The following is an 18,804-nucleotide window of genomic DNA, read 5'->3' as shown; positions in this document are numbered from 1 at the left end:
TGGTACTACCTCGCAGGAGGGAAATTGCTAAGCTAGTTAATAATTTCCAAAAAATTAATGAATACGCGTAGTTATGGAATCTTGGAAGGTTAATCTCATCTCCGTCTGGTTTGGCTGTTTTTTTACCGGACTGGCTATCAGCCAAATTCTCCCCTTTTTACCGCTGTACGTGTCCCAGCTTGGCGTCACCTCGCACGAAGCCTTATCCATGTGGTCTGGTTTGACCTTCAGCGTCACTTTCCTGGTGTCGGCGATTGTTTCGCCGATGTGGGGGAGCCTGGCTGACCGCAAAGGGCGTAAGCTGATGCTGCTGCGCGCCTCGCTCGGTATGGCCATCGCTATTTTATTACAGGCGTTTGCCACTAACGTCTGGCAGCTGTTTATCCTGCGCGCGGTGATGGGGCTGACTTCTGGTTATATTCCCAACGCCATGGCGCTGGTCGCTTCTCAGGTCCCGCGTGAGCGCAGCGGTTGGGCGCTGAGTACGCTTTCGACGGCGCAAATCAGCGGGGTTATCGGTGGGCCGCTGCTCGGTGGGTTTCTTGCTGACCACGTAGGTCTGCGGGCGGTATTTATCATCACCGCCGCGCTGCTGACGGTGAGCTTCCTGGTCACGTTGTTTCTGATTAAAGAGGGCGCTCGTCCGCAGGTTAGCAAAGCACAGAGGCTCAGCGGTAAAGCGGTGTTTGCCTCGCTGCCCTATCCGGGGCTGGTGATTAGCCTGTTCTTCACTACCCTGGTGATTCAGCTGTGCAATGGCTCAATCGGCCCGATTCTTGCCCTGTTTATCAAGTCGATGGCACCGGATAGCAATAATATCGCCTTCCTGGCTGGGATGATCGCCGCCGTACCGGGCGTCTCCGCGCTTATTTCCGCCCCGAAGTTGGGCAAACTTGGCGATCGGATTGGCACCTCGCGGATCCTGCTGGCGACGCTGTGCTGCGCGGTGGTGATGTTCTTTGCCATGTCGTTCGTCACGACGCCATTCCAGCTCGGGGTTCTACGTTTTCTGCTCGGTTTTGCCGATGGGGCGATGTTGCCTGCGGTACAAACTCTGTTGCTGAAGTACTGTAGCGATAGCGTCACTGGGCGTATTTTTGGTTATAACCAGTCGTTTATGTATCTCGGTAACGTTGTCGGCCCGCTGATTGGCGCATCGGTATCGGCGATGGCGGGTTTCCGTTGGGTATTTATCGCTACGGCGATTATTGTGCTGATCAATATCTGGCAGCTGGCTATCATGCTGCGTCGTAGTCGCCGTACCGCCGCCTGACCCCTTTCTTTCTCTTCGACCGGTATTGACGTCACTACGTCAATGCCGGTTTTTGATCTTCCTCATCTGTAAATGCATCACCGATCACAAAACGATCATTTTCACCTCTTACCCCCTTCTATTTGTAACTGTTACGCGTATACAGTTACGCGTAACAGTTATGGAAAAAGAGGTTTTATGAGAAATTTATTCGATTTATCAGGGAAACGTGCGCTCATCACCGGTTCTGCTCAGGGGATTGGCAATCTGCTGGCCGGTGGCCTTGCAGAGTATGGCGCAGAGATAATCATTAACGACCGTACTCAGGAGCGGGCAGACCAGGCGGCGCAGGCGTTGGTGGCTCAGGGCTACCGCGCAGTAGGTTATGCGTTTGACGTGACTCAGGCGGCGGAGGTTGAGCAGGCAATTGCCCGTATCGAAGAGGAATTCGGTGCAATTGATATTTTAATTAATAACGCCGGGATCCAGCGCCGCTACCCTTTCACTGAATTCCCCGAAGAGGAGTGGGATCGGGTTATTGAAGTTAACCAGAAAGGCGTTTTCCTTGTCTCGCAGCAGGTGGCGAAATATATGATGACGCGCCGTGCGGGAAAAATAATTAATATTTGTTCAATGCAAAGTGAATTAGGTCGCAAAACCATTACTCCGTATGCCGCATCGAAAGGGGCAGTTAAAATGCTGACTCGCGGAATGTGCGTGGAGCTGGCGGAATATAATATCCAGGTCAACGGGATTGCGCCGGGCTATTTTGCCACCGAAATGACGACCGCGCTGGTGAACGACGAGGCGTTTTCCGCCTGGTTATATCAGCGCACTCCGGCAGCGCGCTGGGGAAAACCGGAAGAGTTGATTGGCGCGGCGGTGTATCTGGCTTCGCCTGCGGCAAACTTCGTTAACGGTCATTTGTTGTTTGTGGATGGCGGGATGCTTGCTGCCGTTTAAATAACTTTGCGTCTTTCGGGAAACGGGCACGCTCGCGATACCTGAAAGACGATATATTAAACCCGTATGATGATATTCATAATCTGAGGATTGCTTATGCAAATGCTCGCGAAATTACCAGCGCGTCGCTGGTGGTATTTAATGCCGATTATTTTTATTACCTATAGTCTGGCGTACCTTGACCGCGCGAATTATGGCTTTGCCGCTGCGGCGGGAATTGAAAGTGATTTAGGCATTACTAAAGGCACCGCGTCGCTGATTGGCGCACTCTTTTTTCTCGGCTATTTCTTTTTCCAGGTGCCCGGTGCGATATATGCGGTAAAACGCAGCGTGCGCAAAATGATTTTCTTTAGCCTTATTTTATGGGGCTTCTGCGCGGCGGCGACCGGGTTCGTCAGTAATATTCCGATGCTGATGGCGATTCGCTTTACTCTTGGCGTGGTTGAGGCGGCGGTGATGCCTGCGATGCTGATTTACATCAGCAACTGGTTTACCAAAACCGAGCGTTCGCGCGCCAATACCTTCTTGATCCTCGGAAACCCGGTGACCGTGCTGTGGATGTCTATCGTATCCGGCTACCTGATTCAGTCCTGGGGCTGGCGTGAAATGTTCATCATCGAAGGTATTCCGGCGGTGTTGTGGGCAGTATGCTGGTGGATCCTGGTCCGCGATAAACCCTCTGAGGTCTCCTGGCTGAATGAGCAGGAAAAAGAGACCCTGCAGAAGGCGATGGATAGCGAACAGAGCAATATCAAGCCGGTACGTAACTATGGCGAAGCGCTGCGCTCGCGCAACGTGATTATGCTGTGCGCCGTGCATGCGTTGTGGAGTATTGGCGTATACGGTTTCATGATGTGGATGCCGTCGATTCTGAAAAACGCCGCGCAGATGGATATTGTGGCGGTAGGTTGGCTGGCGGCGGTGCCATATCTGGCGGCGATCTGTCTGATGCTGACGGTCTCCTGGCTGTCAGATAAGTTCCAGAATCGTAAGCTGTTTATTTGGCCGTTGCTGCTGATTGCCGCTATCGCCTTCTTTGGTTCCTGGATGGTGGGTGACCAGGCGTTCTGGTTCTCCTATGCGCTGCTGGTGATCGCTGCTGCCTGTATGTATGCGCCTTACGGTCCTTTCTTCGCGCTGATCCCGGAACTGCTGCCGCGTAACGTCTCCGGCGTGTCGATGGGCTTGATTAACAGCTTCGGCGCGCTCGGTGCTTTCCTCGGCGCGTGGCTGGTAGGTTATTTGAATGGGATTATGGGCGGGCCTGGCGTTTCTTATACATTTATGGCGATCGCGCTGTTGGCTTCGGTGGTGCTGATGTACAACGTGCGTGCCAATAACGAACCTTCATCGTCATCGGTCACGGCAAAAAAGGTCGCGGGTTAACATAAACCGTAGCTGCTGTGGTAAGGTTCTCTGCGAGTACATAAGTCGTTTGTCGCAGAGAACCCGATGAAAAACAACCGGATGACATTGCAGGATATCGCCAACCTGGCAGGGCTGAATAAGATGACGGTGAGCCGTTATTTACGCGACCCCGGCCAGGTTTCTCAGCGCAGCCGTGAGCTGATTTCAAAGGTCATGGAAGAGAATAACTATATCCCTAATCGGGCGCCGGAAATTCTGCTCAACGCGCGCAGCAAAACGATAGGCGTGCTGATCCCCTCTTTTCGCAATCAGATTTTCGCCGATGTGTTGGCCGGTATTGAATCGGTAACCTCCGCGCACCAGTACCAGACCCTGATCGCCAACTACGAATATGACCCGCAGCGCGAAGAGCGCGAAGTGCTCAATTTGCTCTCCTATAATATTGATGGCCTGATCCTGACCGGCAAGCAGCATAGCGATCGCATGATTCAATATGTACGCGCCAGCGGTATTCCGGTTGCGGAACTGATGGACTTCGGCGGCCAGCAGCTTGATATTCAGGTGGGGTTCGATAACGAAAAGGCGGCGTGGGATATGACTAACGCCTTTCTCGAAAGCGGCAAACGGTCAATTGCCTTTTTTGGTTCAATGGACGACCCTCGCGATCTTAGTCGTTTTCGCGGCACCGAGCTGGCGCTGGAGGTTCATGGCCTGAAGGCGTATCACATGGCTCCGCGCACCATCTCCTCGGTCGCCCTTGGCCGGCAGATGTTCCTGCAAACGCAGCAGTCGCGCCCGGATATCGACGCCATTTTTTGTACCAATGACGATCTGGCGGTGGGGGTATTGCTGGAATGTCAGTCACAGGGCAAAGCGGTGCCGAAAGAGATAGCCATAGCCGGTTTTCATGGGCTGGAAATTGGCCGCGCACGCTTGCAGAAAATAGCCAGCGTCATTACCCCACGTTATGACATCGGTAAAACAGCAAGTGAAATACTGATTGCCCGATTGGCAGGTAAAGACGCGCCGGACAGCGTTAATCTGGCCTACCAGATATATTATGGTGATACGTTATAGTTATCGATGGAATAGCAATATTCCATTTTATTCTTATGTTGATGAATTTGGTTATGAGGCTTATTAATTGCTATTGAGTATATTCCATGGTCTGAATAAGCAATGAGCAAAACGTTTCGCTTAATATGGGATGGAAAGAGATGTTATTTTTAAAATAATACTGGTGTACGATGGCTGATGTATGACATAAATAGCAGCCTACGGACCTCACATTAAGGATAACGCATTGTGAAGAATCTCATTGCTGAGCTACTGGTGAAACTGGCACAGAAGGAAGAGGAAGCAAAGGAATTAACGGCCCAGGTTGAGGCACTGGAAGTGGTCGTCACCGCGCTGCTGCGTCATATGGCGCAGGATGCCCAGCAGGCATTAATCAACGATATTGAGCAGGCAATCGAGCAGGCAAGCCCTGGTCCGCTGGTCGATGATCGTGACACCCAGCTATTGCAGCAATATATAAAGAAGCTGTTACAGCATCCTCGTAGTTAGTCTCTGTGACAAGATATGGATGCTGTCATTTTACTGTCACATCGCTTTTATACAGTCTCCCTCGTTTTGTTTTTTAAAGTATTTTTTACATGGAGACGATAAAAGTGAAATTAAGCGCCCTGTTTATTGCCCTGATACCTCTGCTGGGCTCCCCGATTATTCATGCTGAAACGACACCCGCACCGGTTCTGGAAAATCGTGCCGCTCAGGGCGATATCACCACGCCGGGCGGAGCGCGTCGTTTAAGCGGCGATCAAACCGAGGCGCTGCGTGCTTCGTTAATCAACAAGCCGGCCAAAAATATTATTTTGCTGATTGGCGACGGGATGGGTGATTCTGAAATTACCGCTGCGCGAAATTATGCTGAAGGGGCGGGCGGTTTCTTTAAAGGTATTGACGCGCTGCCGCTGACCGGCCAGTACACTCATTATTCTCTGGATAAGAAAACCGGCAAGCCGGATTATGTTACCGACTCCGCCGCTTCCGCCACGGCCTGGACCACCGGTGTTAAAAGCTACAACGGCGCGCTGGGTGTGGATATCCATGAAAAAGATCATCAGACCATCCTTGAGCTGGCAAAAGCGGCGGGCTTAGCGACCGGTAACGTCTCAACGGCGGAGCTACAGGATGCGACCCCGGCAGCGCTGGTGGCCCACGTCACTTCGCGTAAATGCTATGGCCCAATCGTGACCAGCGAAAAATGCGCCAGCAACGCGCTGGAAAAGGGCGGTAAAGGTTCTATTACCGAACAACTGCTGAATGCCCGCGCCGACGTGACGCTGGGCGGCGGGGCGAAAACCTTCGCTGAGAGCGCGACTGCCGGTGAGTGGCAGGGTAAAACGCTGCACGATCAGGCAATCGCTCGTGGCTACCAGATTGTCACCGATGCCAGCTCTTTGAGCGCCATCAACCAGGCGAACCAGGACAAGCCGCTATTGGGGCTCTTCTCTCAGGGCAATATGCCGGTACGCTGGGAGGGGCCGAAAGCCTCTTATCATGGCAATATCGACAAAGCCGCGGTGACCTGTACTCCGAACCCGAAACGTGATGCCTCGGTGCCGACGCTGGCGCAGATGACGGAAAAAGCTATCGACCTGCTGAGCAGCAATGAAAAAGGCTTCTTCCTGCAGGTGGAAGGCGCGTCTATCGATAAACAGGACCACGCGGCGAATCCGTGCGGTCAGATTGGTGAAACCGTCGATCTGGACGAAGCGGTGCAGAAGGCGCTGGAATTCGCCAAAAAAGAGGGTAATACCCTGGTCATCGTTACCGCCGACCACGCACACTCCAGCCAGATTATTCCGGCAGACACCAAAGCTCCGGGTCTGACGCAGGCGCTGAACACCAAAGACGGTTCGGTGATGGTGATGAGCTACGGCAACTCTGAAGAAGAGTCGATGGAGCATACCGGCACTCAACTGCGTATTGCCGCCTACGGCCCGCACGCGGCCAACGTGGTCGGCTTAACCGACCAGACTGACCTGTTCTACACCATGAAGGCTGCACTTAATCTGAAATAAACCGCCGCCGGTAGCGAATTTACGTTACCGGCTGGTTTTTTCTCCATCAGCGACCAGACTTACAGAGATCCACTCAGAGAAGGATGGTGTGATGAAAATAACATTACTTGTGACCCTACTTTTTGGCCTGGTATTTATGACGGCGGTGAGTGCCGCGGAAAAAGAGTTGACCCCACAGCAGCAGAAGATGAGCGTCTGTAATAAAGAGGCGTCATCGAAGTCGTTGAAAGGGGATGAGCGTAAGACGTTTATGAGTAACTGCCTGAAGAAAGATGCCACCACGCAGGACGGCAAGGGGCTAACGCCTCAGCAGCAAAAAATGCGTGAGTGCAACGCTCAGGCGACCCAACAGTCTCTGAAAGGGGACGATCGCAGCAAATTTATGAGCGCCTGCCTGAAAAAACAGGTGTAAGAAATAAGCGGGTGAGGGAAACCTCACCCGCAATTCGGCATTTAAATCAGGAGCGGCTTAGCTTTTCTGATTTCTCCATGCATTTGACCATTGCTTCGATAACGGCGGAGCGGAAGCCTTTCTCTTCCAGCACGCGCACGGCTTCGATTGTGGTGCCGCCAGGCGAGCAAACCATATCCTTCAGCGTACCCGGATGCTCCCCACTTTCGAGCACCATTTTGGCGGAACCCATCACCGCCTGTGCCGCAAATTTGTAAGCCTGAGCGCGCGGCATTCCACCGAGCACCGCAGCATCGGCCATCGCTTCGATAAACATAAAGACGTAGGCTGGGGCGGAGCCGCTGACGCCAACTACCGGGTGAATCATCTGCTCGGCGATCAGCTCTGCCTGGCCAAAACAGCGGAAGATAGTCAGGATTTCGGCTGTTTCTTCGGGGCTGACCAACGCGTTTGGAGTGACCGAGGTCATGCCTGCATTGACCAGAGACGGCGTGTTGGGCATGGCGCGAACTATTTTGCGGTCATGGCCCAGCGCGCGTGCCAGCTGGTCTAGCGTTACGCCCGCGGCAATGGAAACGACCAGCGAGTCTTTATTCAGGCTGGAGGCCACGTCGCTGAGCACTTTGACCATCACTCCCGGCTTTACGGCGCCGAAAACGATATCCGCCACCTGGGCGACTTCCTGCGCGCTTTGTGCTGCATTAATGCCGTACTGGTCGTGCAGGGCCGCGACTTTGTCCGGCGACGGGGTGTAGACCCAGATTTGCCCCGGCTGAACCTGTCCGCTGGCGATCAGGCCGCCCAGGATGGCCTTGCCCATATTGCCGCAACCGATAAAGCCGATTTTCTTCTCCATCACCAATCCCCTTTGTTTTGTCGTTAGCTCTCTAGCTTATCATCAAAAAGCCCTCCGGGGACTTCGCCGTTTACGGCGGGGAGCCGTCAACTTGTCGCTTTCACGAAAGGCAAAAGCAGGTAACAATACGGTTTCTCTTTTTCGTCGACAGGAGCCGCAATGGCTATTTGGGTTGATGCGGACGCGTGTCCGAATGTGATTAAAGATATTTTGTTCCGTGCCGCCGAGCGCGCGCAAATCTCAATGACGCTGGTGGCTAATCAGCCGCTGCGCGTTCCACCGTCGCGTTTCATCCGCACCCTGCGCGTGGCCCAGGGTTTTGACGTAGCGGATAACGAAATCGTGCGCTTATGCGAGCCGGGAGATCTGGTTATTACGGCAGATATCCCGCTGGCAGCTGAAGTTCTGGAAAAGGGCGGTGCGGCGCTGAATCCGCGCGGTGAGCGTTATAGCGAGGCAACTATTCGCGAGCGTCTGACGATGCGCGACTTTATGGAAACGATGCGGGCCAGCGGCGTGCAGACCGGCGGCCCGGATAGCTTATCCCAGCGCGACCGACAACAGTTTGCCGCCGCGCTGGAGAAGTGGCTGTTAGAGGTCAAACGACAGCAGAATTAAACCCAGCTATCGTCGTCGCTGCCGAAATCGCTATCGTCGCCAAAACCGGCGTCGAAATCGGAATTATAAGCACTGTTATCGGCAAGGAACTGTCCATCATCCTGGCGGAAGGTATCGTCTGCCGCGCTGGTGTCCTGTGCCTGGCTAAGGTCCGGCTGCGGTTTGTCTTCAATAATATTGACGATCTCCTGTGGGTGCGAACCGCTGAACATATTCGTCAGCATATTCCCGAGCACCACACCGCCAGCAACGCCGGCCGCCGTTTGCAGCGCGCCTGCCATAAATCCCCCGCCGCTGCGTGCTGCCGCCTGCGGAGCATAGTTTTGCGCCTGCTGGGCGTACTGCGGCTGCGCGTTAGCCTGCGGCCGGCCGTATTGCTCTGCGCCAGGAATCGGGTCGGAGCCGCGAGACTGGCCGCCACCAAACAGTCCAGAGAGAAATCCGCCGCTGCTTGGTTTCGCCGCCTGAAGCTGCGTCACCTGACTTTCCAGCGCCTGAATGCGGTCGTTGAGCTGTTTGATAGCCGCCTCCTGAATCAGGATAGTTTGCGCCATATAGTAGGGGGCGGAAGGCTGCTCGCTGACGTGCTGGGCAATCCGCTCTTCAGCGCTGGCATCGCGGGATGCGCTGCGGGTCTCGGCCTCTTTCAGCCGGGAAAACAGTCCATCAATAAGGCGTTGCTCTTCAGATTGCATAATACATTCCTCAGTCATACTAATTAATGAGCGTCAGAGTCTCCCTGAACGACCCATGTTGTAAATATGTTGCCGCGTAAAGCTATGCAGAAATGTGTTACTGTTTACGCCAGACTGCGAACAAAAAATAACTTTTGCGGGAAAGTAAAGCTGGCATAACACCAAATGCAATGATAAGTTTACATGTAAAGTCCTTTCAAATACTAAGGTGAAAGGGTTCGTAGATGGTGTGTAACGTTTATTTTACGGATGTCATTGAGTGAGTTTGCGGTACCATTGTTTCTCTTTTCGCTTTCTTTATATCCGCAAAACGCGGAACCAAGGGGTCTTCGGTAATGGCACAGCTAATTTTTCTTGTCGGGCCTCGCGGCTGCGGTAAAACAACCATCGGTCACGCGCTGGCGCAAGTTCGCAGTTTCCAGTTCGCTGACACGGACCATGAGCTGCAGGAACATGAGCAGCGCACGGTCGCGGCTATCGTCGAGCAGGAAGGCTGGGAACGTTTTCGCGCGCTGGAAACTCAGGCTCTGGAAAGAGTCGCGCAGCCGGCGACGATTATCGCCACCGGTGGCGGCATTATTCTTAGTGAATACAATCGTCAGTTTATGCGCGAGAACGGCGTAGTGATTTATCTGGAAGCCTCGGTTTCTGCGCTGATTGACCGCCTGGAAGCCTATCCGAAAGCTGAGCAGCGTCCGACGCTGACCGGGAAACCCATCCGCGATGAAGTGGGTGAGGTGTTGGCGCAGAGAGAAGCGCTGTATCGTGCTGCCGCGCATCATATTATTAATGCGACCGTATCGCCGGATGAAGTGGTTGAGCAGATTATGGCGACGGTTTGCGGGGCGACCTACAGCAGTTAAGATTTTGCTTACGGTAAACGGATCGGCAGCGCCTATACTTTAAAATTCTTAAAGTAGAAAAAGGAAGCGTTATGCCGACCAGACCTCCATATCCAAGAGAAGCGCGTATCGTTGCTGTTGAAAAAGGGCCGGAAGGTCAATCGGTGACATGGTATGAACTACGCGCTGATCATCCCACGCCCAATTCGCTTATCAGCGAGCATCCCTCAGAACAAGAAGCGCGAGATGCAAAACAGCGCTACGAAGATCCTGACAAATCATAATTTCCCTATTAATGTCCGGGACTCACTCTGAAAAGGACCGTTACCGGGCATCTATCACATTTTTAATCTATTAACAGTACTAATGATTACCTAAGTTACGGATTTTCAGGAGCGTTTTTAACGCTTCTGGAATCTTTACATTCCATAGCGGCATTAACCTGCTACGCTTCTCGACGGTTGATTTTTAGTCACCATGGGGCAGATGTTGTTAATAGAAGCCTGTTTTTAAACAGCGGTACTGAAAAGGTACATGATATGAGTAGTGCATCGATGGCTATTTTGACCATTGGGGTAGTACCGGTGGCGGAGATGTTGCCGCTTTTAACCGAGCATATCAGGGAAGATCAAATCACCCACATTAGCCTGCTTGGCAAAATGGCGCGTGAAGAGGTTATGCAGGAGTATGCCGTGGAATCCGGCGAAGAGACGTTACTGACCTTGCTGAGCGATAATCAAATTGCGCAGGTCTCTCGGCAAAAGGTAGAGCGGGATTTGCGTAGCGCTATCGCGATGCTCGACAAACAAAATTACGATCTTATTTTACTGATGAGTACCCATCCTTTTCGCGGCTTTGCGGCGAATAATGCGATCCTGCTCGAACCGCAAAGGATCATCCCACCGCTGGTGGCATCCATTGTTGACGGTCACCAGGTTGGGGTGATTGTTCCGGTTGAAGAGATTTTGCCGCTACAGCAGGAGAAATGGCAGGTGTTAGAAAATACACCGCTGTATGCCATCTCCAATCCGGTTAGCGGTAGCAAAGATGATTTACTGGCCGCGGCCAGGGAGTTGATAGCGCAAGGGGCTGATGTACTGATGCTGGATTGTCTGTGCTACCACCAGCAGCATCGTGACGTGTTACAAAAAGCGCTGGATATTCCGGTTCTGTTGTCAAATGTGCTGGTTTCCCGACTGGCGGCAGAACTATTAGTTTAACCTGATGCAACGCGTTAATTTTACGTGACAGGGGCAAGGAGCGCCCCCTATATTGTGCCTTCAACACCAGATCATAAGGGCGAGTTTATGCTTCAAAGCAATGAATACTTTGACGGAAAAGTAAAATCTATTGGCTTCACCAGCAGCAGTACCGGTCGTGCGAGCGTGGGCGTGATGGCGGAAGGGGAATATACCTTTGGTACCGCGCAGCCCGAAGAGATGACCGTGGTTAGCGGCGCGCTGAACGTGCTTCTGCCGGGTGAGACCGAGTGGAAAGTGTATGCCGCCGGTGAAGTATTCAACGTTCCGGGGAATAGCGAGTTTAATTTGCAGGTGGCTGAACCAACTTCCTATCTGTGCCGCTATCTGTAAGACAAATATCCTTCCTGCTCAGGCAGGAAGGAATGAGTGAGGTTAGCGCTGCGCTTCGCCGCCTAATCCTTCCACCAGATTCTGAATGAGCGCGGCCAGTTCGCCGGTCATCAGAATAAAGTCCGCATCAAAGCGCTGAGCGAAATCTTCCCGGTCGATATCTTCATTCTGATCGTGCAACTCATCACAGAACTTCAGGCGTTTAATCGAACCATCATCGCACATCAGGAACTGAATACGCTGCTGCCAGTCGAGAGCCAGCTTGGTGACTACTTTACCGGCTTCAATGTGCACGGCAATTTCGTCGCTGACCAGATCCTGTTTCTTCGCGCGGATCACGCCACCATCTTCCAGCATTGCTTTCAGCTCGGCTTCATCCAGCAACTGGAAGCCCTGAGCCACGGTACCGGAACGAACCCACTCGGTGAGCGTCAGCTCGATCGGGTTTTCCAGCGCCAGCGGGACGACCGGCAGCGAGCCCAGGGTTTTACGCAGCAGCGCCAGCGTATCTTCCGCTTTTTTGGCGCTGGCGCAGTCCACCATGATCAACCCGTTGACGGTATCGATCCACATCATGGTCTGGCTGAAACGGCTGAAAGCGCGCGGCAGCAGAGAGTGCAGCACTTCGTCTTTCAGCGAGTCTTTCTCGGTTTTCTTTAGCTTGCGGCCCTGCTCGGCTTCCAGCTTAAAGATCTTCGCTTCCAGCGCCTGTTTGATCACCGGCGACGGCAGGATCTTTTCTTCTTTACGTGCGCAGATAACTATCTGGCCATTTGCCGTATGCGTCAGCGCATCGCTGTGCGATCCCATCGGCGAAACCCAACCAGTTTTGGCCATATCCTGGCTGCCACACGGGGTAAATGTCAGCTCGGCCAGCTGTTTTTCCATCTCCTCGGCACGCAAGGAAATGTCGCGGCTGAGACGATAAACCATTAAATTTTTGAACCACAGCATGATAATTTCCACGGCTTTGTCGTTAAATCCAGCGGGCATGATAGCGAATTGTCGCTATGCTTGCATTGTTAATCGGGGAGAGGAATTTACAGTGCGCATTGGGATTGATTTAGGCGGGACCAAAACGGAAGTCATCGCGTTGAGCGACCGGGGAGAGCAACTATTTCGCCATCGCCTGCCTACGCCAAGGGATGATTATCATCAGACGATAGAGACGATCGCCTCGCTGGTAGAGATGGCTGAGCGGGCTACGGGGCAGCGCGGCACGGTCGGTATGGGGATCCCCGGCTCGATTTCGCCCTATACCGGCGTGGTCAAAAATGCCAACTCGACCTGGCTCAACGGCCAGCCGTTTGATAAAGATCTCAGTCAGCGCCTGAATCGCGAAGTGCGTCTGGCAAATGATGCCAACTGCCTGGCGGTATCGGAAGCCGTAGACGGCGCGGCGGCCGGGGCGCAAACGGTATTTGCGGTGATTATCGGTACCGGTTGCGGTTCCGGCGTGGCGCTAAATGGGCGTGCCCATATTGGTGGTAACGGTACGGCGGGCGAGTGGGGGCACAATCCGCTGCCGTGGATGGATGAAGACGAATTGCGCTATCGCGCGCAAGTGCCGTGCTACTGCGGCAAGCAAGGCTGTATCGAAACCTTTATTTCCGGTACTGGTTTTGCTACCGATTATCAGCGGCTGAGCGGTAATCCGCTGAAAGGCCGCGAGATTATGCTGCGCGTCGATGAGCAAGATCCGCTGGCTGAACTGGCGCTGAGCCGCTATGAAATGCGGCTGGCGAAGTCGTTGGCTCACGTGGTGAATATTCTCGACCCGGACGTCATTGTGCTGGGCGGGGGGATGAGCAATATCGAGCGGTTGTATCAAACGCTACCGAATCTGCTGAAACTCTGGGTCTTCGGCGGCGAGTGCGAGACGCCGATTCGCCAGGCAATGCACGGTGATTCCAGCGGCGTGCGCGGCGCGGCCTGGTTGTGGCCGCTGTAAATAATGAGCCCGTTGCGCGGTCGGTGCTGCGCAACGGATGTTGGTTGCTTACAGGTCCGGGATCTCTTCCAGAGCATAGTAAATCGTAAGCCCTAGTTTTTCTCCTTCCTGAATATCCAGATCTGCCCCTTTGGATTCGCCCGGCATCCGCAAAATAGCGTTACAACGGCTAATCAAACGGTGCGCGACGGGATAGAGATACTCCTCGCTAATCGCATCGCCAATTTCCTTGGAACCTGCCGCTTTGGCAACAGGTAAAGCCACCCATTCGCCGACCACGGGGATATGACCTTTTTGGTAAACGCTTAGCGCAACCTGCGCCATGTTGTTCAGGTTAGCGTCGATTAATTCCGGACGATTATTGGTGCCGCTGCGTACCGGGCCGGCGATCAAAATAAGAGAGCTTTTCATGTTTAAGACCTTCTTGATGCGTGAAAGGGAGTGCTGTTGAGGGTTTCCTTTCCTGTGGCACTTTCCGTCAGTCAAAACTGTTTATGCACGAGTTTGCACGAAATGCATAATTAACAGTCATAATTGAGCTTTAAGATAAATTATCATGCAAATTCGTGCAATATCAAGATTAATCGTGAGTGGAATGGTTGTATGTAATGCGCCGAACGGCAAAATGCGGCCTCTCCCCGAAGGAAGGGGCCTTTTATGAGGATATTGATGGGGGAGAACTAGTCGACGGCGAAGGTTTTATCCAGGCGGCTATAGCCCAGCCCGTTGATTTTTTTAACTTTAATTTGTACCGGGATGCGCTCTTTCATCGCCTCGACGTGGCTAATCACGCCGATGACCTTGCCGCTGGCGTTAAGCGCATCCAGCGCATCCAGCGCGGTATCAAGGGTTTCACTATCCAGAGTACCGAATCCCTCATCAAGAAATAGCGAATCAATCCGCGTTTTGTGACTCACCAGGTCGGACAGCGCCAGCGCCAGCGCGAGGCTAACGAGGAAGCTCTCGCCGCCGGAAAGGGTTCGCGTGTCGCGCACCGCGTCCGCCTGCCAGGTATCGACCACTTCCAGCTCCAGCGCCTCACTGGCTTTACGTTGCAACAGATAGCGACCATGCAGGCGGTTGAGTTGATGGTTGGCCAGCCACACCAGATTATCCAGCGTCAGCCCCTGGGCGAATTTACGGAATTTATCGCCCTCTTTGGAGCCGATAAGCGAGTTCAGCCACGCCCAGTCCTCCACTTCCTGAGCCGCGCGTTCCATCTCCTGACGCAGCGCCTGCTGACGCTGCTGGTTTTCGCTATTCTGCTTCAGTTGCTGGCGAATCTCGCCCTGACGGGCACTGTTCTCGCGCAGTCGCGACGCCAGTTGCTGGAGTTTTTCCTGTACTTGCTCAAGCGGCTGGCTGATGTCCGTTTCTGCTGGCGGTTGCTGACTGTGGCTATCCAGCGTTTCGCGGGCCCGCAGCGCCAGCGCCTGATTCTGCTGTAGCGTGCTCTCCAGCGTCTGCTTCAGCCGTTCGAGGCGCTGGCGTGTCTCTTCATCCAGCAGTGCGGCAAGGAATGCCTGCTGGTCGGAGAACGGACTGGCGGCCAGCGCGGCGCTGAACTGTTTTTCGGTCTCCGTTAGCTGAGTTTGCTGCTGATTTTCCTGCTGCCCCAGCGTTTGCCACTGGCTCTGAAGCGCCAGGCAGTCGTCGTGCACCTGACGCCAGCCTTCCAGCGGCGCGGGCTCGGCCTGTTGCTCGGTTTCCGGTAGTGCTTCCAGTAGCGGCGTCAACTGCTGGAGCTGCTCCTGAATAGCCGTGGCTTCGTTCTGTTTGTTTTGCCAGCTGCGGGTCTCTTCTTCCCGCAGCGCTAACCAGTTCGTGGCCTGGTCCGGGGCGGGTAAGCTCAGAGCAAACGCGTTCAGCTCAGCCGCCAGTGCGACGCTGCGCTGCTCTTGTTCTTGCTGAAGCTGTTGCAGCTGCTGCTGGCACTCATGCTGCTGGGCCTGCCAGTTCAACCGTTGTTGGTGTTGATATAGCCGCTGTTCATGCTCTTGCTGCGCATTCAGCCAGCCGGGAATATCATCCTTTGGCTTCAGGTCGATATTTAATCCGGTGATAGTCTCCTGCCATTGTGATGTGAGCGCTTGCTCCTGTTGGAGGAGGGATGCTTTCTCGGCGGTCTCTTTTTGCTGCTGTTTAAGCAGCGCATCCAGCTCGCCGCGAAGCTGTGCCCCGGCCTCTGCTAGCTGTTTAACTTCGCGCTCTAGCGCATCACGACGCGCCTGGTTTACGCCGGGAACCAGCGCCTGATACTCGGCGATAGCCGGATGCTGTTCGGAACCGCAGAGCGGGCACGGCGAGCCGGGCTGGAGACGGGCGCGATCGGCCTCAAGTCCGGCAATCCGCGCCTCCATTTCACACAGGGCTTTCACATCGCTGAACTGCTGATTCTTCTCTTTATAGGCCTGTCGGCGCTGGGCCAGAGTCGCTTCCAGCTTTTCCTGTTCCTGTTTGCTGGCCTGTTCGGCGGCATTTAGCTGTAATAACCGTTGGCTGAGCGGTTGTAGCTGGCTATAGAGAGAAGAAAGCTGCTGACGCAGAGGCCGGGCCTTTGTGTGCTGCGTCAACTCGAGGGCCACTTGTTCGGCATCCAGCGTTAGCGTGGCACAAGGGAGTTCAGCCAGCCTGCGGGTCGTTTCCGTCAGGCGTTGTTGCAGGGTGGATTGCTGCTGCGCATCGCGGGCCTGCTGTTGAAACGCTGCCCGCCAGCCCGCCAGCGCATTTCCCCACTGCTGATAGCGGTCGTGCTCTTTTAGCCATACGGATAGCGTGTGCTGGTGGGCGCGCAGGCGTTCGGACTGCTGCTGGGCAGCGAGGCGAATGCCTGCCCGCAACCGTAGCCGTTCATGTAAGCGAGTATTTACTTCTTCTCTCTGGTGGCGGGTTTGCGCCAGCGCGGCGGCTTGTTCCTGCTGGCGTGTCCAATGCGGGCGCAAGTGTTCGGCGGGCTGCGCATTGAGCAGTGCGGTCAGCTGCGGCTGCGCCTGTTCGAGCGCAGACTGCGCCTCGCGCAGCGTGGCCTGGGCCTTCAGATTTTCCGTCGTCAGCTCTTCACGACGCATCAGCCATTGACGGGCGTTTTGCAGACTGGTTTGCTCGCTAACCTGCTGTTTTTCTTCATCAGTAAGTACTTGCAAACTTTGCTGGAGAACCTGCTGCTGCTCGTCACTCAGCAGCAGGACGCCGGAAGCCTGGGCCTGAAGTTTTTCCAGCTCGATGCGGGCAAGCTTATGCTTTTCAAAGACCTGTGCTGAAATCTGACCGTAAATTTCGGTACCGGTTAGTTCTTCCAGCAGCTCGGCGCGCTCTTTGGGTTTGGCGTTGAGGAAGGCGGCGAACTGCCCCTGTGACAGCAGCATTGAGCGGGTGAAGCGACCATAATCCAGCCCGGTGAGGGTGGCGGTCATTTCCAGCTTATCTTTGACTTTATCGGCGAGGATTTTGCCGTCGTCGCAGCGCGCCAGCTCGACGCGCGGGGCCTGTAGATTACCATCCGGCTGGTTTCTCGCCCGATTCTGGCTCCAGAAGGCGCGGTAGGCGATGCCTTTGACCTCGAACTCCACTTCTGCCAGACATTCGGCGGTGTCGCGGGTCATCAGATCGTTTTGTGATTGTGACACGCTGCTCAGACGCGGGGTTTCGTGATACAGCGCGAGACAGATGGCGTCGAGCAGGGTGGTTTTTCCGGCACCGGTCGGCCCGGTAATGGCAAACAGCCCGTTGCTGGCGAACGGCTCGGCGGTGAAATCGATTTTCCATTCGCCTTTTAGCGAGTTGAGGTTTTTCAGACGTAAGCTCAGGATTTTCACAGACGATCCTCATCGTTCAGGCTATGCAGCGTCTCGTTAAACAGCTGCTCCAGGCGCTGTTGCTGCGACTCTTCCAGGGTTTCCAGCGCCAGGCGACGGGCAAACACATCTTCGACCTGCAGTTCGCTGAGCGTTTCCCGGCGCTCGCCCGCCAGAATGCGCTCGCGCTGGGCGCGACTGCGGCGCACCAGCAGCACTTCTACCGGTAGCGTTTCGGTCTGTGCCTGAATTTTGCGTTGAATATCATGCAAATATTCGTCGCTGGTGATCTCAATATCCAGCCAGACGGCGGGTTGCTGGCTATTATCTTGCCACTGATTCAACTGCTCGCTGATGCTGGCGAAATCGCCCTTTAATACTGCCAGCGGCTGGGTAATGGGGACGATGAGCGGCGTGACGTCTGTTAGACATCCGTTGGTGAAGGTCACCAGGTTGACGCTTTTGTTTTTCCCGGTTTCGTCAAAGCTCAGCGGGATGGGCGATCCGCTGTAGCGAATATGCTCGCAGCCGCCCACCACTTGCGCCCGGTGAATATGGCCAAGCGCGATGTAATCGGCAGGGGGAAAGTGGCTTGCCGGAAAGGCGTCGAGGGTGCCGATATAGATTTCGCGAACCGCGTCGCTTTTGCTGGCGCCGACGGTGGTCAAATGACCACTGGCGATAATCGGCAGCGGCCGGTAGCCGCGCAGTTCGCAGGCCTGCTGATACTGCTGCTGGTAGTAGTCGCTGATGGCGGTGAGGAGCTGCTTCTGCTTTTCACCGCTGGAGTGACCGGCCTGGCTGGTCACTAGCTCGCGCGGGCGCAGGAACGGCACAGGGCAAAAAATCGCCCCCGCTGAACCATCACGCAAGGGCAGAATAAAAGGAGCGTGACCGGCATTGGCGACTACCGTGGTTTTCAGGAAGGCGAGAATATCCCGCGATTCATTGAGGGTCGCCACCGAATCGTGGTTTCCCGCCAGTACCACCAGTTGGCAGCCGGTCTGCTGTAGCTGAACGACAAACCGGTTATACAGCTCACGCGCGTAGCTCGGCGGGGAGCCGGTATCAAAAATATCGCCCGCGACAATAATGGCATCAACCTCATGCTCCTGGGCGCTGGTCAGCAGCCAGTCGAGAAACGCCTGATGCTCAGCGGCGCGGCTTTTGCTGTAAAAATTTTGCCCAAGGTGCCAGTCAGAAGTGTGAAGGATGCGCATAGTGGTCCCGTAGCGAAAAAAGCGTAAGCGGCATTATAGCACTGGTCTACAGTGAGATAAGTCCGTGTCACAATTCAAAATCCCTTGTTCATCTGCCCGTCATTTTTTTCATAAATCTGTCATAAATCTGACGCATAATGGCCGCGCACTTCTAT

At 54.4% G+C, this 18,804-nt stretch carries 19 protein-coding genes; 13 read left to right on the top strand and 6 right to left on the bottom strand.

Going from position 1 to position 18,804, the window contains the following annotated elements:
* Positions 1-73: 73 nt before the first annotated feature.
* The 7 genes from AC07P6_RS23940 to psiF all read left to right on the top strand — a co-directional run bounded on the left by AC07P6_RS23940 (position 74) and on the right by psiF (position 7,081).
* Positions 74-1,273 carry a multidrug efflux MFS transporter gene (locus AC07P6_RS23940; RefSeq protein WP_110273816.1) on the top strand — a complete coding sequence of 400 codons (1,200 nt, stop codon included), beginning with the start codon at positions 74-76 and terminating at the stop codon, positions 1,271-1,273.
* Positions 1,274-1,450: 177 nt separating this feature from the next.
* A complete protein-coding gene (gene idnO, locus AC07P6_RS23935; RefSeq protein WP_304256505.1) occupies positions 1,451-2,215 on the top strand; it encodes a gluconate 5-dehydrogenase in 765 nt (254 codons plus the stop codon).
* Between the two features lie 96 nt (positions 2,216-2,311).
* On the top strand, positions 2,312-3,601 hold the full coding sequence (locus tag AC07P6_RS23930) for an MFS transporter (RefSeq protein ID WP_475700825.1): 1,290 nt from the start codon (positions 2,312-2,314) through the stop codon (positions 3,599-3,601).
* Between the two features lie 66 nt (positions 3,602-3,667).
* Positions 3,668-4,660: a DNA-binding transcriptional regulator IdnR gene (gene idnR, locus AC07P6_RS23925; protein WP_061155604.1), complete on the top strand. Its 993-nt coding sequence runs from the start codon at positions 3,668-3,670 to the stop codon at positions 4,658-4,660.
* 228 nt (positions 4,661-4,888) lie between these two features.
* Positions 4,889-5,149 carry an anti-adapter protein IraP gene (gene iraP / locus AC07P6_RS23920; protein WP_181483389.1) on the top strand — a complete coding sequence of 87 codons (261 nt, stop codon included), beginning with the start codon at positions 4,889-4,891 and terminating at the stop codon, positions 5,147-5,149.
* A gap of 89 nt (positions 5,150-5,238) precedes the next feature.
* Entirely contained in the window at positions 5,239-6,669 is a 1,431-nt protein-coding gene (gene phoA / locus AC07P6_RS23915; RefSeq protein WP_304256510.1) for an alkaline phosphatase, read from the top strand.
* A 91-nt stretch (positions 6,670-6,760) separates the two neighbouring features.
* Positions 6,761-7,081 carry a phosphate starvation-inducible protein PsiF gene (gene psiF / locus AC07P6_RS23910; RefSeq protein WP_110273810.1) on the top strand — a complete coding sequence of 107 codons (321 nt, stop codon included), beginning with the start codon at positions 6,761-6,763 and terminating at the stop codon, positions 7,079-7,081.
* A 46-nt stretch (positions 7,082-7,127) separates the two neighbouring features.
* Here the strand turns inward: psiF and proC are convergent, their stop codons facing one another.
* The gene (proC, locus tag AC07P6_RS23905) at positions 7,128-7,937 is read right to left on the bottom strand and encodes a pyrroline-5-carboxylate reductase (RefSeq protein ID WP_112214092.1); all 810 of its coding nucleotides are present in this window, start codon (positions 7,935-7,937) and stop codon (positions 7,128-7,130) included.
* 159 nt (positions 7,938-8,096) lie between these two features.
* On the opposite strand from proC, the gene AC07P6_RS23900 reads away from it, so the two are divergent.
* Positions 8,097-8,555, top strand: coding sequence for a YaiI/YqxD family protein (locus tag AC07P6_RS23900; protein WP_110273808.1), 459 nt, complete (start codon positions 8,097-8,099; stop codon positions 8,553-8,555).
* On the opposite strand, the gene AC07P6_RS23895 is transcribed toward AC07P6_RS23900, so the two are convergent.
* Complete coding sequence (locus AC07P6_RS23895; protein WP_182236661.1) at positions 8,552-9,250, bottom strand: DUF2076 domain-containing protein; 699 nt, start codon at positions 9,248-9,250, stop codon at positions 8,552-8,554. The two genes, AC07P6_RS23900 and AC07P6_RS23895, sit on opposite strands and share 4 nt — an antisense overlap.
* A gap of 335 nt (positions 9,251-9,585) precedes the next feature.
* On the opposite strand from AC07P6_RS23895, the gene aroL reads away from it, so the two are divergent.
* From aroL to ppnP, 4 genes are all read left to right on the top strand, one after another.
* Positions 9,586-10,113, top strand: a complete 528-nt coding sequence (aroL, locus tag AC07P6_RS23890; RefSeq protein WP_182236664.1) for a shikimate kinase AroL — start codon at positions 9,586-9,588, stop codon at positions 10,111-10,113.
* Positions 10,114-10,184: 71 nt separating this feature from the next.
* Positions 10,185-10,376 (top strand): YaiA family protein, encoded by a 192-nt coding sequence (locus AC07P6_RS23885; RefSeq protein WP_110273805.1) that lies wholly within the window; start codon positions 10,185-10,187, stop codon positions 10,374-10,376.
* Between the two features lie 255 nt (positions 10,377-10,631).
* A complete protein-coding gene (locus AC07P6_RS23880; protein ID WP_181483384.1) occupies positions 10,632-11,312 on the top strand; it encodes an AroM family protein in 681 nt (226 codons plus the stop codon).
* A gap of 87 nt (positions 11,313-11,399) precedes the next feature.
* A complete protein-coding gene (ppnP, locus tag AC07P6_RS23875; RefSeq protein WP_004099395.1) occupies positions 11,400-11,684 on the top strand; it encodes a pyrimidine/purine nucleoside phosphorylase in 285 nt (94 codons plus the stop codon).
* Between the two features lie 42 nt (positions 11,685-11,726).
* Here ppnP and rdgC read toward each other — a convergent pair whose 3' ends face one another.
* Positions 11,727-12,638 carry a recombination-associated protein RdgC gene (gene rdgC, locus AC07P6_RS23870; protein ID WP_478314862.1) on the bottom strand — a complete coding sequence of 304 codons (912 nt, stop codon included), beginning with the start codon at positions 12,636-12,638 and terminating at the stop codon, positions 11,727-11,729.
* Positions 12,639-12,729: 91 nt separating this feature from the next.
* Here rdgC and mak point away from each other — a divergent pair, with 91 nt between their 5' ends.
* Positions 12,730-13,635 (top strand): fructokinase, encoded by a 906-nt coding sequence (mak, locus tag AC07P6_RS23865; protein WP_304256521.1) that lies wholly within the window; start codon positions 12,730-12,732, stop codon positions 13,633-13,635.
* A 48-nt stretch (positions 13,636-13,683) separates the two neighbouring features.
* Here mak and AC07P6_RS23860 read toward each other — a convergent pair whose 3' ends face one another.
* From AC07P6_RS23860 to sbcD, 3 genes are all read right to left on the bottom strand, one after another.
* A complete protein-coding gene (locus AC07P6_RS23860) occupies positions 13,684-14,046 on the bottom strand; it encodes an NUDIX hydrolase (RefSeq protein WP_478314861.1) in 363 nt (120 codons plus the stop codon).
* Between the two features lie 269 nt (positions 14,047-14,315).
* On the bottom strand, positions 14,316-17,450 hold the full coding sequence (sbcC, locus tag AC07P6_RS23855; protein WP_478314860.1) for an exonuclease subunit SbcC: 3,135 nt from the start codon (positions 17,448-17,450) through the stop codon (positions 14,316-14,318).
* Positions 17,447-18,649 carry an exonuclease subunit SbcD gene (sbcD, locus tag AC07P6_RS23850; RefSeq protein ID WP_478314859.1) on the bottom strand — a complete coding sequence of 401 codons (1,203 nt, stop codon included), beginning with the start codon at positions 18,647-18,649 and terminating at the stop codon, positions 17,447-17,449. The genes sbcC and sbcD overlap by 4 nt, the downstream gene beginning before the upstream one ends.
* Positions 18,650-18,804 lie beyond the last annotated feature (155 nt).

The sequence above is a fragment of the Klebsiella sp. GFKo11 genome (genome assembly GCF_056490265.1).
This window is presented reverse-complemented; position numbering and strand designations above follow the sequence as displayed.